The sequence below is a fragment of the Enterobacter cloacae complex sp. IR5459 genome (assembly GCF_049238005.1).
Lineage (GTDB): Bacteria > Pseudomonadota > Gammaproteobacteria > Enterobacterales > Enterobacteriaceae > Enterobacter > Enterobacter hormaechei_C.
On record NZ_JBMKIG010000008.1, the window covers coordinates 184,918 to 203,035 of the forward strand.

At 61.4% G+C, this 18,118-nt stretch carries 1 protein-coding gene; it reads right to left on the bottom strand.

Annotated elements, in window-relative coordinates; all coding sequences use genetic code 11:
• Positions 1 to 13: 13 nt before the first annotated feature.
• Positions 14 to 18,067 (bottom strand): Ig-like domain-containing protein, encoded by an 18,054-nt coding sequence (locus ACOTX4_RS17620; protein ID WP_421635403.1) that lies wholly within the window; start codon positions 18,065 to 18,067, stop codon positions 14 to 16.
• Positions 18,068 to 18,118 lie beyond the last annotated feature (51 nt).

The window sequence follows — 18,118 nt, forward strand, 5'->3', positions numbered from 1 at the left end:
CCGCGGCAGTGTTTTACGCAATTAACAGCTGGTGGTTCGCCAGCAGCGTCGCCAGATCTGTCTGCACCCCGTTCAGCGTCACCAGCGTGGTGGGCGAGAACTGACCGCCGGTGCCGTCCAGGTCAACCTGGATCTCGGTGTTGCTGCCGTTCTGCACCACGCGGATGTAGTCGGCGATGTTGCCCGCGCTGCTGTCCAGCGTCGCCACGCCGTTGACGTAGCTCGCCGAGCCGGTGCCGGTATAACCGCTGTCGGAAAGCAGGTCGCGCAGGTCGATACGGTCCGTATCCGCCGTCCCTTCCCAGGTGCCGACGGTAAAGCCGTTCACCACATCGCTGCCGTTGCCGCCCGTCGCGTCAGACGCGTTGATCAGCTTATAGAGCAACGTATCGTGACCGTCGCTGCCGATGTTGAAGGTATCGTTCCCGCCCCGGCCTTCGAACTGGTTATCACCGCTGTTGCCGGTGATCACGTCGTCATAGTCGGAGCCGTTGATGCCTTCAATATTCACCAGTGTCGCGGTATCGAATCCGGTACTCTGCGCCGTAGAGCGTCCTAAATCGACGGTGACGCCGGAAGTGGCGTTGCGATAATCCACGACATCCATGCCACCCGTACTGCTCCACGTGTCGTGTTCAGAGGTCGTCGTCCAACCACCGGAACCGTTGTAGGTATACGTCCCTGCTTCAGCGATAAAGGTATCGTTGTAGCCGGTACCTGTCAGGGTGCCCTGGTGACCGCCCGTAGCAGCTTCAGCCGTCAGGGCGTAACTTTCTTTACCGTCTCCTGCCGTCAGCCCGTCCCAGGTTACGTTACTCGAAACACCGTTAACGGCACGAACCAGCACCGCGTGATACGTCTCGCTGGGATCCAGGCCGTAAAAACTGATGAGCGACGAGGAATCGTTAATGCCAATCCCGGACTGGGCATTGATGATTTCACTGGCGACCAGCTGGCCTGCCGCGTTGTACAGCTGGACAGTGTTGCCAAAGAAGGCGTTAATCCCTTCGCTGTCGACAATCTTCAGATGCAAGGCCGTACCTGGTGCGACCGTATTGGTATTCCGCTCCAGTAAAACCGTACCGTTTTGACGGAAAATGAGCAGATCCTGTGCGCCATCCCAGTCGTAATCAAGCAGAGCCGCGCCGGATACCTGAGTTGACGTAGCGGTACTGAATTTCGAAGCAGTAAAGCTTGCAGTACCTGCCAGTCCATCGTTGGTGTAAAGATAAGACTGCCCGCTATTCGCCAGCTTGATGATGTCCATGTGACCGTCGAGGTTCCAGTCCACCGCCACGCTGACGTTACCCACAAACTTATCCGTGGTCGCCGTTCCAACCGCGGTGCCGGCCAGAAGGTTGCCGCTACCGTCGTTCAGCATTAACACCCCGCCCTGACTGGTTCCGCTGGAGGTACGGGACATGCTCATATACAGGTCCATGTAGCCATCACCGTTAAAGTCGGCCCAGGTCATACTCACGGCATTGGACGCTGCGGCGGAACCATAGCCGCTGTACATGGTATTGGTGAAGTTTTGCCCCCACGTAAATGAGCCATTGCCCTGGTTAAACATGGTCGACAGGGCATAGTTGTTGCCCCCGTTGGTCGTATGCTGGGCAATATCCACTTTCCCGTCGTTGTTCAAATCCACACCGGACGTTTCAATCAGACTGTTGTAGTTACCTACCGTTGATCCCGATACGAAACTGGAGTACGTACCGGACTTCGAACTGCCCGTCAGCGTGCCGTTGTTATTGAGCATGACGGTGCTGGAATCAGGCCCGCCAGCATCGCCGATGACAAAGTCAGTGTAACCATCGCCCTTGATGTCAATGGCGACCACCGCGCCATACCACACCGCAGCCCCCATATTGGTCAGCGTACTGGAGGTGTATGTACCGTCTCCATTGTTAATCAGCTGCACCATGTACGAGTAACTTGTCCCTTCCGCCAGCACGTCAGCCAGCCCGTCGCGGTTGATATCCGCGTAAGTACCGGTTGTGTAACTCCCCGTCATTGAGAAATTGCCTGAAACGGTGTAAGCGTTACGGCTACTGGTATTGGCGGATGCGAATTGCTGGTTGGCCATAATCGTCCACAGCCCATCCGAATCCAGCATATAGCTGGCAGAATAGGAGTAGTTCGCGGCGGTAAATGACCAGGCCGGCGTCAATGATTCTTCACTCCCTACAATCAGGCTACCGGTAGTCAACCCAGCGGTATTACCGTTGCCGGCGCTGCTTTTCACCTGTGCCGTAACATCATAATTCTTCACGCTCAGCGCATCGCCGTCAGGGAGCTGCAAATACCATGTGTTGTTATCCGGATCGACCACGACCGCACCGCCAGTCTCTGAGGTGTAGGTTTTATCGTTCACGGTGATAACCACGTACTCGCCGTTGGTCAGTCCCGCCGATACAAGTCCACTCAGAATCGGGGTGCTATCTGTCGTCGTCTGAGGGTTAATGGTCACGGTGGTGGTCGGGATGCTCGTATCCACTTTCAGCACGAAATCATCTGAGTCGGTGAAGTTACCTGCCAGATCGGTCACACGCAGCATATAGACGTGATTACCGTCATTCAGACCACTGTCCTGGAAATACCAGCTGGCGGCGCCGTTCATCGTCACCTGTCCCAGCAGCACACCGTCACGATACAGTTGCACGATCTCGCCACTGTCCGGCGCACGGTTAAGCGTCCCGTTAATCACTGGAGAGTTGTCATCTGTTGCCACCGAAGCGCCGAAGCTGCCCTGACGTTCGCCTTCCCCGTCGGTATAGCTGACCACCGTTCCCACCGTATCAGGCGGCGTGGTATCAACCGTTACCACCTGCGAAGAGGTTGAGCCGACGTTGCCCGCCTGGTCGATGATCCGCACCTGGTAGTTGTAATCCCCGTCCGTCAGATCGCGGGTGTCCGTATAGCTCCAGCGCTGGTTAGTGACGGTAGCGTCAATCCAGGTATTGCCGCCGTCGAGGCTAATCTGTACGCGCTCGTCGCTGGCCAGCGCGCTGCCCAACGAACCGTTGATCGTCAGCGAGGTGTCCATGGTGATGAAATCACTTCCGGACTGCCCGGTATCTTCGCTGATGCTGTCAATGGTGATGCCGTACTGCGGCGCCTGGGTATCCACCGTCACGTCCTGCGTGGTGGTGGCCCCGACGTTGCCCGCCTGATCGACAACCCGCACCTGATAGCGGTAGTCGCCGTCGGCCAGGATGCGCGCGTCGGTATAGCGCCACTGGGTACCGCTTACCGTGGCGTAAACCCAGGTGGTGCCGCCATCCATGCTCACCTGCACATACTCACCCGCCCCGAGTTCGGCCCCGAGCGTCCCGTTGAGCGTGTACGAGGTCGAACTGGTCAGGAAGTCATTGTTATCGAAACCGGTATCGACGGTGATGTTATCCACGGTCACCGTAATCGCCGCATCCGGCGCGACCGTATCGACCGTCACCTGCTGATGAGCGCTAGCACCCACGTTGCCCGCCGCATCCACTACGCGAACGTAGTAGTCATAGGTCTGGTTACCCAGCGTGCGGCCGTCCACGTAGTACCAGCTGTTGCCGGTGACGATCACGTTCTGCCAGGTGACGCCGCCGTCGATGCTGATCTGGGCATATTCGCCGTCGGCCAGCGTCGCGCCGAGTGAGCCGTGCAGGGTCAGGGACGTGTCGCGAGTGATAAAGTCGCTGCTGCTCAGGCCGGTATCGTCGCTGATGCTGTCGATAGCGATCGTTTTGCTGGCGTCCGGCGCGACGGTATCAATGGTCACCACCTGGCTGGTGGTGGCGCTGATATTCCCCGCCTCGTCAATCACGCGCAGCTGGTAGTTGTAATCCCCGTCGGTCAGCGTACGGCCATCAATATACGTCCAGCTCAGGCCGCTAACGCTCACGTCAGTCCAGGTCGCGCCACCGTCCAGGCTGATCTGGGCGTGGTCGCCGCTGCCCAGGGCCGCGCCGAGCGTCCCTTTCAGGCTGATCTGGTTGTCGCTGGTAATGAAGTCGCTGTCGGACAGGCCGGTATCCTGCGAGACGGAATCCACGGTAATGGTCGCCGCCGCAGGCTTCGTCAGATCGATTACCACGTCCTGGCTGTCCGTTGCCCCAACGTTGCCCGCGTTATCAATCACGCGCACCTGGTACTGATACGTACCGTCCGTCAGGGTGCGGCCATCAGTGTAGCGCCAGGTGGTGCCGGTGACGGTCAGGTCGATCCAGGTGACGCCGCCGTCAAGGCTGATCTGCGCCTTCTCGTTATTGCCGAGCTGCGCGGTCAGGGAACCATTCACCACCACCTTGCTGTCGTTGGTGATGAAGTCATTCGCGCTGAGGCCGGTATCGTTTTGCAGGGAATCAATGCTGATCCCCATCGACGGTGCGGTGAGATCCACGGTTACGGTGTGGTTATCGCTGACGCTGTTGCCGATGGCGTTGCTCACCTGCGCGTTAATCACGTACGAACCGCCGTCCGCCAGCGCGGTCACGTCTGCGCTGCCGACCGTATAGCTCCAGGTGCCGTCATTTTGAACGGTAGCCGTGTAGGTTTTACCGTTAAGCGTAATTGTCACCGTCTGGCCCGCTGGCGCATCGGTGGTGCCGCTGATAACCAGTGGCGTGCCATGTTCGGCGGCATTTACGATATCGTCCTGCGCAAAGGTGTTAATGGCGATGGTCGGCACGTCGCCGTTAAGCGTCACGTCGTGCGTTGCGCTGCCCGGGTTACATGCCTTATCGCTCACCGTAGCCGTAATGGTGTAATCCCCGTCGCTCAGGCCAAGGAAATCACGCCCCGGCACGAAGACCGACCAGGAGCCGTCCGCCCCGACGGTCGCCTGATAGCTGTGGCCGTTGAAGGAGACGGTCACCGTCTGGCCCTGTTCCGCGGTGGTGGTCCCGCTGATGGTCTGTCCCGCCAGCTGCTCGGCGTTGTTGACGATATCGTCATCAGCCACGGTGCTAATGGTGACGGCTGGCGCGATGGTATCGACCGTTAAGGTATGCGTCGTCTGGCCGCTGTTACCGGCTTTATCGTTGACCGAGGCGGTCACCGTCAGCGCCCCCTGGCTCAGTGCAGCCAGATCGACTGTCGGAACATCCAGCGTCCACGTCCCGTCGTTTGCCACAAGCGCAGTGTAGGTTTTGCCGCCCAGCGTGACGGTCACCGTCTGGCCTGCTTCCGCGCTGGAAGAGCCTTGTACGGTGAGCGCCTGCTGGGCTTCCGCCGCATTCAGCACATCGTCGCCCGACAACGTGTTCACGCTAATCACCGGCGCGCTGGTATCCACGCTGATGGTATGCGTCGCCGAGGCGCTGTTCCCGGCGCTGTCCTGCGCCGAAACAGAAACCTGGTAGCTCGCGCCGTCGGCCAGGGTGCCCACGTCGGCGGCCGGTACGGTGGTTGTCCAGGAGCCATCGCTCTGGATAGTGGCCGTATAGCTCTTACCATTCAGGTTGATAGTGACCTGCGTACCGCTGGCGAACTGCGCGCTGGAGCCGTTGATGACCAGCGACGCGCCCGCTTCTGCCGCATTGATCACGTCATCACCGCTGAGGGTGTTGACGGTCAGCGCGACCGATGCGGTATTTACCACCACGTCATGGGTCTGAGTGCTGCTATTGCCTGCGCTGTCGGTGATAGTCGCGCTAAGGGTTACGGTGCCGTCGGTCAGCGCGGAAATCACGCTGGCCGGAACGCCCACGCTCCATTTGCCGCTGGCGTCAACGGTGGTGGTGTACTGGTTCGAACCGATGGTGATGACCACCTTATCGCCGACGCTGGCGCCGGTTGCGGTGCCGCTGACGATCTGCGCCTGCCCGTGCTCCACGCTGTTGATGACGTCATCGCCCGCCACAACGTTAAAGCTGACGGTCGGCGGCGTGGTATCAAGCGTAATCGCTTTCCCCGCGCTGCCCGGATTACCCGCGGCGTCACTCACGCTGGCCTGCACGGTGTAACCGTTATCCGCCAGTGCGGAAAGGTCTGTGCCCGGCACGTTCACGCTCCAGACGCCGCCCTGCTGAACCTGTGCGGTGTAGCTGTTTCCGCCCAGCGTCACGGTGACCGTCTGACCGACTTCAGCCGTGGTGGTGCCGGAAATGGCCACGCCCGCAGCCGCTTCGCTGCCGTTGATCACGTTGTCGCCGGCTACCGTATCAATGGTCACGGTTGGCGCAGTCGCGTCCACGCTGTATTCGCGGCCCGCCGAGGCGCTGTTGCCGTGCGCGTTGGTGACGCTCACCTGCACGCTGGCGTCACCGTCCTTCAGGCCCGCGAGATCGGCGGAAGGCACGGTGGCCGTCCAGTTACCGTCAGCATCCACCTTCGCGGTGTACGTCTTGCCGCCGAAGGTAACGGTAACGGTCTGGTTTTCCTCCACGTTCGAGGTGCTGCCGGAGAGCACCAGATCCACGCCTTTCTCCGCCGCGTTAATCACGTCGTCGGTGGCAATCGCATCAATGCTGATAGCCACCGCCGCCAGATCGACGGTCACGTCATGGCTGATGCTCACCGGGTTGCCCGCCGCGCTCTGGCCTGCCACGGTCACGGTGACGGTACCTGCTGCGAAGGCCGCGACGTCTGCCGCCGGGATCGCCGCGTTCCAGGAGCCGTCTGCCAGTACCGACGCGGCATAGGTCTTGCCATTCACGGTCACGGTGAGCGTTGTGCCTGCCGCCAGCCCGTCACTGGTGCCGGAGACGATCAGGTTTTGACCATGCTCAATGCTGTTGATCACGTCATCGCCCGCCACGGTATTCACGCGCAGCCCCGGCAGGCTGGCGTCGATAGTGATATCGCGCTCGCCTGTTCCCGTGTTGCCGTGGCCGTTGGTCACAGTCGCAGACACCGTCAGGTCGCCGTTGCCCAGCGCCGTCAGGACGGATTCCGGCACGTTCACGGACCAGGTCAGATCGCTCTGCACTGTCGCGGTGTACGTGTTGCCGCCAATGGTCACGGTGACGGTATTGCCCGCCTCCGCGTTCGCTACCTTGCCGCTGAGGGTCTGACCCGCGGCCACTTCCGCCGCGTTGATGACGTTATCGCCCGCAATGGTGTTGATGGTGACGGTTGGCAGCGCGGTATCCACCAGCAGGTTCGCGGTGTTGCTCACGCTGTTGCCCACTCCGTTGGTGGCGCTCGCGCTCAGGGTGTAATTCGCTTCGCCCAGACCCGCCAGATCCGCCGCCGGAACGGTCAGGCTCCAGGTGCCGTCTGCCGCCGTCGTGGCCGTGTAGTTTTTGCCGTTGAGGGTCACGGCCACCACGGTCCCTTCTGCCAGGTTGGCGCTGGTGCCGCTGACGCGCAGATCCTGACCTTTTTCCACCGCGTTCAGCACGTTATCGTCGCTGATGGCGTTGAAGCTGACCGAAGGCAGACCGGTATCGACGGTCACATTATGCGTGCCGCTGCCGGTATTGCCCGCCGCGTCGGTGACTGACACAGAGACGGTCGCGGTGCCGTCGCTGAGGCCTGAAATCACATTCGCCGGAACGCCCACGCTCCAGTTACCCGCCGCGTCCAGCACGGTGGTATAAGTCTGGCCGCCGATCGTGACGGTGACCTTATCGCCCGCCGCCGCGCCGGTGGCGGAGCCGCTGATAATCTGCGCCTGATTGTGTTCAGCCACGTTAATCACGTCGTCGCCTGCCACGGTGTGGATGGTCACTGCCGGAACGGTGACGTCCACCGTAAGGTTGTGGTCCGCCGACGCCGGGTTACCCGCCTTGTCGCTCACGCTCGCGGTCACGGTGACGCTGCCGTCGCTTAATCCTGCCAGATCCGCCGCCGGAACGTTCAGCGTCCAGCTGCCGTTCGCGCTGACGGTTGTGGTGTAATCTTTGCCGTTCAGCGATACGGTCACCGTCTGGCCCGCTTCGGCGGTGCTGGTGCCGGAGATTGCCAGGTCGGACTGCGCTTCTGAGGCGTTGAGGATATCGTCGGTGGCAATGGTGTTGATGGTCACGGACGGCGCGGTAGCATCCACGCTGTACTCACGGCCCGCCGAGGCGCTGTTGCCGTTCACATTGGTGACGCTCACCTGTACGCTGGCGACACCATCCTTCAGGCCAGCCAGATCCGCTGACGGCACGGTGTAAGTCCAGTTGCCGCTGTCGTCCACGGTGGTGGTGTAGATCCTGCCGTTCAGACTAATGGTCACGGTCTGCCCGGCTTCCACGTTGGTGGTCACACCGGACAGCACCAGATCCGCGCCCTTCTCCGCCGCGTTAATCACGTCGTCGGTGGCAAGCGCATTGATGCTGATGGCAACGGTAGCCAGATCAACGGTCACGTCGTGGCTGATGATGATCGGATTACCCGCCGCGCTGTCACCGGTAACGCTGATTTTCACGGTGCCTTCCGGCCACGCGCTCACGTCGGTGGACGGGATCGCCGCGCGCCAGGTGCCGTCTGCCAGCACCGTTGCCGCGTAATCTTTACCGTTGACGGTAACCGTCAGCGCCGTGCCCGGCGCCAGCCCGTCGCTGGTGCCTGAAACAATCAGGTTCTGCGCGTGCTCGATGGTGTTGAGCACGTCGTCACCCGCCACGGTATCGACGCGCAGCCCCGGCAGGTTAGCGTCGATAGCGATCTCGCGTTCGCCGGTGCCGGTGTTGCCGTGGCCGTTGGTGACGGTCGCGGTTACGCTCAGGCTGCCGTTGCCGAGTGCGGTCAGCACGTCAGACGGCACGTTGACGGACCAGGACAGATTATTCTGCACCGTTGCGGTGTAGCTGTGGCCGCCGATAGCGACGGTCACGGTGTTGCCCGCTTCGGCATTCGCCACGGTGCCGCTCAGGGTCTGACCCGCGGCCACTTCCGCCGCGTTGATGACGTTGTCGCCCGCCACGGTGTTGATGGTGACGGTTGGCAGCGCGGTGTCGACAAGCAGGTTCGCAGAATTGCTCACGCTGTTGCCCACGCCGTTGGTGGCCGTCGCGTTCAGGGTGTAACTGGCCTGACCGAGACCGGCCAGATCCGCAGCCGGAACCGTCAGGCTCCAGGTGCCTTCTGCCGCAGTTGTCGCCGTGTAGTTTTTACCGTTCAGGGTCACGGTGACCAGGGTGCCTTCCGCCAGGTTGGCGCTGGTGCCGCTGACGCTCAGATCCTGGCCTTTTTCAACGGCGTTCAGGACGTTGTCATCGCTGATGGCGTTGAAGCTGACCGATGGCAGACCGGTATCGACGGTCACATTATGCGTGCCGCTGCCGGTATTGCCCGCCGCGTCGGTGACTGACATAGAGACGGTCACGGTGCCGTCGCTGAGGCCTGAAATCACATTCGCCGGAACGCCCACGCTCCAGTTACCCGCCGCATCCAGCACGGTGGTATAAGTCTGGCCGCCGATCGTGACGGTGACCTTATCGCCCGCCGCCGCGCCGGTGGCGGAGCCGCTGATAATCTGCGCCTGATTGTGTTCAGCCACGTTAATCACGTCGTCGCCTGCCACGGTGTGGATGGTCACCGCAGGTACGGTGACGTCCACCGTCAGGGCGTGGTCAACCGACGCCGGGTTACCCGCCTTGTCGCTCACGCTCGCGGTTACGGTGACGCTGCCGTCGGTTAATCCTGCAAGGTCAGCTGCCGGCACGTTCAGCGTCCAGCTGCCGTTCGCGCTGACGGTTGTGGTGTAATCTTTGCCGTTCAGCGATACGGTCACCGTCTGGCCTGCTTCGGCGGTGCTGGTGCCGGAGATTGCAAGGTCGGACTGTGCTTCTGAGGCGTTGAGGATATCGTCGGTGGCAATCGTGTTGATGGTCACGGACGGCGCGGTAGCATCCACGCTGTACTCGCGGCCCGCAGACGCGCTGTTGCCGTTCACGTTGGTGACGCTCACCTGCACGCTGGCGTCACCGTCCTTCAGGCCAGCCAGATCCGCAGACGGCACCGTGGCGGTCCATTTACCCTCAGCGTCCACCGTGGCAGTGTAGCTCTTGCCGCCGAAGGTGATGGTGACGGTTTGATTTTCCTCTACATTCGCGGTGGTGCCGGAGAGCACCAGATCCGCACCCCTCTCGGCGGCGTTGATCACGTCGTCGGAAGCGATGGCGTCAATGCTGATCGCGACGTTTGCCAGATCCACCGTCACATCATGGTTGATAGTCACCGGATTGCCCGCGCTGCTCTGGCCTTCAACGTTCACGGTGACCGCGCCTGCGGCAAGGGCACTCACGTCCGCAGAAGGGATCGCCGCGCTCCAGGTGCCGTCTGCCAGCACGGTGGCTGCATAGGTTTTACCGTTTACGGTGACGGTCAGCGCTGTGCCCGCCGTCAGGCCGTCGCTTGAACCCGTGATAATCAGATTCTGCCCGTGTTCGATGCTGTTAATCACGTCATCGCCCGCTACGGTGTCCACGCGCAGGCCCGGCAGATTCGCGTCGATAGTGATATCGCGCTCTCCGCTGCCGCTGTTGCCCACGCCGTTCGTGACGCTGGCGGTCACGGTCAGATCGCCATTGCCCAGCGCGGTGAGCACAGATTCCGGTACGCTGACGGACCAGGTCAGATCGCTCTGCACCGTTGCGGTGTAGTTATGGCCGCCAACAGACACAGTCACGGTGTTGCCCGCTTCGGCATTCACCACTGTGCCGCTAATGGTCTGGCCGGTTGCCAGCTCCGCCGCGTTGATCACGTCGTCGCCCGCCACGGCGTTAATGATGACGCCAGGCAGCACGGATTCCACGTTCACGGTGTGCGAGGTGCTGGTGCTGTTGCCGACGCTGTCCGTTGCGGAGGCCGACACGGTGTAAAGCGCTTCACCCAGTTGCCCCACCTCGCTCGCCGGAACGGTTGTGGTCCATTGGCCATTGGTATCCACCGTGGCGCTGTACGCTTTGCCGTTGAGCATCACGGTGACCACCGCGCCCGCGGCCAGCCCGGAAGCCGTACCTGTGATGGTCAGATCCTGCGTTTTCTCACTGCTGTTGATCACATCGTCGCCGGACACGGTGTCAATGGTCAGCACCGGCGCAGTGAGGTTGACTTCAACCTCGTGCGTTGTGCTGTTGCTGTTTCCGGCTTTATCGGTCAGCGCCGCGGTGATGGTGTGATCCCCAGCGGTCAGGGCACTCACGTCCGCCGCAGGCACGCCCACGCTCCACCTGCCGGAAGCGTCCAGGGTCGCCGTGTAATCTTTGTTATTGATGGTGACGGTCACCACGTCGCCCGCCGCCGCACCGGTCACGGAACCGGTGACAATCAGCGCCTGCGCATGCTCGGCGCTGTTGATCACGTCGTCGTCGGAAACGGTGTTAATGGTCAGCTGTGGCACCGTGGTATCCACCAGCACATCGCGGTCCGCTAAGGCCGGGTTACCCGCCTTATCCGCGACGGCTGCCGTGATGGTGTAACTGCCGTCGGTAATCGCGCCGATATCCGCAGACGGTACGGTGACGCTCCAGCTGCCGTTCGCCTGTACGGTGGTGGTGTAGTCCACGCCGTTCAGCGTCACGGTGACGGTCTGGCCCGCTTCGGCGTTGGAGACACCGTTAACGACCAGATCCTGCTGCGCTTCGGCCGCGTTGATGATGTTGTTGTCGCTGACGATCTCGATGGACACCGTCGGCGCGGTGGCGTCCACGCTGTACTCGCGGCCCGCCGAGGCGCTGTTGCCGTTCACGTTGGTGACGCTGACCTGCACGCTGGCGTCGCCGTCTTTCAGGCTACCTAAATCGGCAGACGGTACGGTCGCCGTCCAGTTGCCGCTGGCATCCACCGTCGCGCTATAGGTCTTACCGCCGAAAGTGATGGTAACGGTCTGGTTTTCTTCCACGTTGGTGGTGGCACCCGACAGCACCAGATCTGCGCCTTTTTCTGCCGCATTGATTACGTCGTCGGTAGCGATAGCGTCAATGCTGATAGCAACCGTCGCCAGGTCGACCTTCACGTCGTGGCTGATAGAAACCGGGTTGCCCGCTGCGCTCTGGCCTTCAACGGTCACGGTGACGGTGCCTTCGCTCAGCGCGCCGACGTCTGCTGCCGGAACGGCGGCCGTCCAGGTACCGTCTGCCAGTACGGTGGCCGCGTAGGTTTTACCGTTAACGGTCACCGTCAATGCTGAACCCGCTGCCAGACCGTCGCTGGAGCCGGTGATAATCAGGTTTTGTCCGTGTTCGATGCTGTTGATCACGTCGTCACCCGCCACCTTATTGACCCGCAGGCCAGGCAGGTTGGCATCAATCGTGATGTCGCGCTCGCCGGAGCCGGTATTACCGTGGCCGTTAGTGACGCTGGCGGATACGGTCAGGTGGCCGTTGCCGATGGCGGTTAACACGTCAGACGCGACGTTAACCGACCAGCTTAAATCGTCCTGCACGGTTGTCGTGTAGGTATTGCCACCCACCGAAATTGTGACAGTGTCACCACTCGCGGCACCGCTCACTTTCCCGCTCAGGGTTTGTCCGGAAGCCACTTCCGCCGCGTTAATGACGTCGTCGGTGGCAACCGCATTAATGGTGACCTGCGGCAGCGCGCTGTCGACCAGCACGCTATGGCTGGTGTTCGCACTATTACCCGCAGTATCGGTCACGCTGGCCGTCACGCTATAGCTCGCTTCGCCCAATGCCGAGACATTTGCCGCCGGAACGGTGACGCTCCAGTTACCGCTGGCATCGGTGGTGGCGGCGTAACTGATACCGTTCAGGGTTACGGTGATGCGGGTCCCGTCCGGCTGGTTGCTGGTACCGGAGATCAACAGGTCCTGGCCTTTCTCGGTCGCGTTGATCACGTCGTCAACCGCCAGGGTATTGATGGCAATCACCGGCGCGGTCAGGGAGACGTCAAACGCGTGCGTCGCGCTGGTGCTGTTGCCCGCTTTATCGGTGACCGTGGCGGAGATCGTCTGATCGCCGTTAGCCAGCGCGCCCACGTCTGCCGCCGGAACGCCCACGCTCCAGCTTCCGGCACCGTCCAGCATCGCTGTGTAGTCTTTGCCGTTCAGGGTCAAGGTAATCACATCGCCCGCCTGCGCGCCCGTCACCTTGCCGGTGACAATCAGCGCCTGGCCGTGCTCGGCAATATTAACAATGTCGTCGCCCGCCACAATGTCGAAGGTAATCTGCGGCACGGTAGTGTCGACCAGCACGGACGCCCCTGCACTGGCCGGGTTGCCCGCTTTATCGGACACGGTCACCGTGACCGCCGCGCTGCCGTCGGCGATGCCTGCCATATCCGCCGCCGGTACGTCCAGCGTCCAGCTGCCGTTTGCCTGCACCTGGGCGGTGTACTGATTGCCGTTGAAGGCCACGGTGACCGTCTGGCCTGCTTCGGCAGTAGACGTCCCGCTCAGGGTCAGATCCTGCGCCGCCTCTGCCGCATTCAGCATGTTGTCGCCGCTGATGGTGTTGATGGTGACCGCTGGCGCGGCGGTAGCGACGCTGAATGCCTGCGAGGAAGAGGCCGCATTGCCGTTCACGTTGGTTACGCTGACCTGTACGCTGGCGTCGCCGTCCTTCAGGCCGCTCAGATCGGCAGCCGGTACGGTGCAGGTCCAGTCGCCGTTGGAATCGACCGTCGTGGTCCAGGTTTTACCCGCAAAGATAATGGTAACGGTCTGGCCCGCTTCAACGTTCGAGGAGGAGCCGGACAGCACCAGATCCTGGCCTTTTTCTGCCGCGTTCAGCACGTTGTCGTCCGTCACGTTGTTAATGCTTATCGCCACCGGGGCGAGATCGACATCCACCACGGTGCCGATGTTCACCGGGTTGCCGGAGGTATCCTGCGCGCTGGCGCTGATGGTGAGCGACCCGTCCGCCCACCGGGAGACGTCTGCGGCCGGAACCGCAGCCTGCCATGTGCCGTCCGCCAGTACCGATGCGGAATAACTCTTGCCGTTGATGCTCACGGTGACGGTGCTACCCGCCGCCAGGTCGGTGCTGGTGCCGGAGATAACCAGGTTCTGCGCGTGTTCAATTATGTTAATGACGTCGTCACCGGCGACGGTATCAATGCGCAGGCCGGGCAGCTCGGCGTCAATGGTGACATCCAGGGAAGACGATCCGGTATTGCCGTGCGCGTTCGTCACGCTGGCCGAGACGGTCAGGTCGCCGTTGCCGAGCGCGGTTAACTGACTCTGGGTTAACGGCAGGCTCCAGGTGAGATCGTCCTGTACGGTAGCCGTGTATGTCTGCCCGCCGAGGATAATCGTGACGGTATCACCCGATGCCGCGTTAGAAACCTTTCCGGTCAGGGTTTGCCCTGCGGCCACTTCCGCCGCGTTGACGATATTGTCGCCCGCAAAGTTGTTGAGGGTAACAACCGGCAGCGAGCTGTCCACCAGCACATCGTGCGTGGCAGCGGCGCTATTGCCCACATTATCGGTGACGCTCGCCGTTACGGTGTAATTGGCTTCACCCAGCGCGCTCACCGCAGAGGCGGGTACGGTAACGCTCCAGTTGCCGCTGGCGTCGGTGGTGGCGGAGTAGTTGATACCGTTCAGATTAACAGTGATGGTGGTTCCTTCCGGCTGGTTGCTGGTACCGGAAAGCAGCAGATCTTCGCCCTTCTCTGCCGCATTGATCACGTCATCCGCTGCCAGCGTGTTAATACCGATAACGGGCGTCACAGTATTGACCACCACATCCACTGAACTGCTGCCGGTGTTGCCGGACCGATCGGTCACGGAGACGTTAATAGTCCAGGTGCCGTCCGTCAGCCCCTGAATGACGGACGCAGGCAGGCCGAGACTCCAGTTTCCTGCCGCATCCACCACGGTGGTGTAGTCCACGTTATTGATGGTGATGGTGACCAAATCGCCCGCCGCCGCGCCGGTGACGGAGCCGCTCAGGATCTGCGCCTGAGCATGGGCCAGCTGGTTAACGGTGTTGGTGTCGGTGACGAAATCGTTGATGGTCACCTGCGGTACGGTAGCATCCACCAGCCCAACGCGGTCCGCGCTGCTGCTGTTGCCCGCCACGTCACTGACGGTGGCCGTCACGGTGACATTGCCATCGGTCAGCGCGCCCACGTCGGCGGCAGGCACGTTCAGCTGCCAGCGACCGTCCGCCTGTACCGTGGTCTGGTAAGATTTACCGTTCAGCGTCACGGTGACCGTCTGGCCCGTTTCAGCGGTTGTGCTGCCGCTGAGCACCAGATCCTGCTGCGCTTCTGCCGCATTAATGATGTTGTCGTCGGTCAGGTTATCAAGCGTAATGGCTGGCGGCTGCGTATCGACGATCACCACGCGTGAAGCGTCCGCGCTGTTGCCGTTGACGTTAGTCACGCTGACGCTCACCTGCGCACGCCCGTCGATCAGCGTTTCCATCGCGCTCGCCGGAACGGTCAGGTGCCAGGAGCCGTCCTGCTGCACCTGTGCAGTAAAGGTTTGATCCGCGAATTTCACCACCACGGTCTGCCCGGCCTCCACGCCCTGCGTCTGACCAGAAAGCGTGACATCCGCGCCTTTTTCTGCCGCGTTGAGCATATCGTCAGTGGTTACGGTATCGATGGTGACAGCCACCGCATTCAGGTCAAGCTCGATCGGGTGTTCAGCCGCCACGGTGTTGCCCCAGGCATCTTCCGCGCTGACGCTGACGGTGATGCCTCCCGCCGTCCATGCCTGAAGGTCCGCCGCCGGCACGCCAATCTGCCAGCTGCCGCTGGCGTTAACCGTGGTGACGTATTCGACATTATTGATGGTAACGGTGATCTGTGTGCCTTCGGCCAGATGAGTGCTGGAGCCGGTGACGGCCAGATCCTGCTGCTGCTCGATGGCGTTAATCACGTCATCGCCAGAGATCGTGTTCACGCGCAGGCCCGGCAGTTCGGCGTTGATGTTGATATCACGTTCGCCGGTGCCGGTATTGCCGTGCGCATTGGTGACAGAGGCGCTGAAGGTTAAATCGCCGTCGCCAAACGCCTGGAGGTCGGCCGATGGGATCGTCACGCTCCATTTCAGGTCGCTGCCAACCGTCGCGGTGTAGCTCTTGCCGCCCACGGTGACTGAGACGGTATCGCCCGCCGCCGCGCCGGTGACGCGTCCACTGAGGGTTTGGTCAACCGCCGCTTCGGCGTTATTGACCAGGTTATCCCCGGCAAAGGTGTTGACGATCACCTGCGGCAGCACGGTGTCTACCAGCAGATTCGCCTCGGCGGAGCCGCTGTTACCCACGCTGTCGGTGCCGCTGACGCTGACGGTGTAAAGGGTATTCGCCAGATCCAGCACGTCGGAAACCGGCACCTGAACGGACCAGCGACCGTTCTCAACGGTGGCCTGATAGTTAACGTTGTTCAGCGTCACGGTGACAGCGCTGCCGTTCGGCAGATTACTGGTCCCGCTCAGGCTCAGGGGCTGCATGGCCTCCTGCGCATTCAGGACGTTATCCTGGCTGATGGGATCAAGGGTAAATTCCGGCGGGTTGCCGCTCAGCGTAATGCCGTGCGTCGCGCTGCCGGTGTTGCCCGCCGCATCGGTCACGGCGACCGAAATGCTGTGGCTACCTTCCCCCAGCGCGCCAATGACGGAGGCAGGCACGCCGACGCTCCAGCTGCCGTCCGCCTGGACGACACCGGTAAAGGTCTTGCCGCCAACGGTCACGGTGACAACGTCGCCCTCCGCCGCGCCGTTCGCCTGGCCGGAAATAATCTGCGCCTGCCCCTGCTCGCTGGTGTTCAGAATGTCGTCGCCCGCGACGGTGTTGATAGTGACCACTGGCGCTGCGGTATCGACCGTGAAATCGGCGGTGATGGAGGACCCATTACCCGCTTTGTCGCTGACGTTTACCGTCAGGGTGTGCTCGCCGTTAGCCAGCGTCTGTACTTCACTGGCCGGAAGCGTAACGGACCAGCTGCCGTCGCTGCCCACGGTCGCCGTGTGATTTTTGCCGTTCAGCGTGACCGTCACAATCTGGCCCGCTTCCGCATCGGTTTTCCCCGTCAGCGTCAGCGGCTGATTATGTTCAGCCGCGTTGATGATGTTGTCCTGGGCGATCGTGTCGACAGAGATCACTGGCGAGGCGGTATCCACGCCAATCGTCTGGCTGCCGGACACGGTGTTGCCCGCCGCGTCTTTTCCGCTGACGTTGACCGTCCAGGTACCATCGCCCAGCGCCTGTGCGTCGGCAGCAGGGACCTTCACGCTCCATGCGCCGTTTGCCCCCACTTCTGCGGTATAGGTTTTACCGTTGAGCGTGACGGTAAGCGCCGTTCCCTGCGCCAGGTTTTTGCTGGTGCCGGACAGCGTAAAGCCCGCGGACTGTTCGCTGGCGTTGATCACGTTATCACCCGCCGTGGCGGCGAGCGTCACGCTGGTATCCGCTGTAGAAACGGTTACGGTAATACTGCCCGCAGAGGTCGTTTTACTGCCGTCGATCTGTACGACGGACCAGGTATGTTCCCCGTCCGCCTGGGTCGGGAGTGTTACCGTCCAGGTGCCGTCCTTCGCGACCATGGTGCTGGCGATGGTGCTGCCGCTGCCGTCTTTAACCTGAATGGTCGCGCCCGGCTGCCCGGTACCGCTGAAGGTGGGGGTGTTATCATCCGTGACCTCTTTTGCACTCAGCACGCCCTGCTTGTCACCCGCGTTGTCCGTCAGCAAAAATGTCGGCGTGGCGCTTTCGACTTCTTTTGTATTATCAATAACCTTCGTTTTGGTTTCGCCATCGCCGCCGTGAGCCAGCAGTGCGCCGATCGCACCGCCCCCTAACGCCGCACCGGCAATCCAGCCCCACGGCGCATCGCTTAATACGCTTCCCTGCTCCAGGAAAGGTTCAATGCTGCTAATGGGTGCAGCCTGGGCGGTTAATTCGGTGGCGGCAACGCCTGATGCTTCCCCGGCATCGGCAAATGAAATATGCGTCAACGCCTGGTTATCGTTAAATACCAGTTCGGAATGATTATGGGTTTCCGTGTCTTCGACAAAATAATTATTGCAGCGGATCACGCTGCCATCTTTCATATAAATGAGGAGGTCATTCCCCTGGCGGACATAACGCACCACGTCCTGAGCAGAACCCTGAATTTCAATCACGCTCGGTGAGGAAATAGAAACCGAGAGATTCCCTTCACCGGTTAATTTCGTCTTCTCTGCCGTTTTGCGAATGATGACATCAACAACTTTTGCGGTACTCATATTCTTCTCCTTGCAGGTGCGCGTATTCCTGTGGATATGTCCACCAGAGGG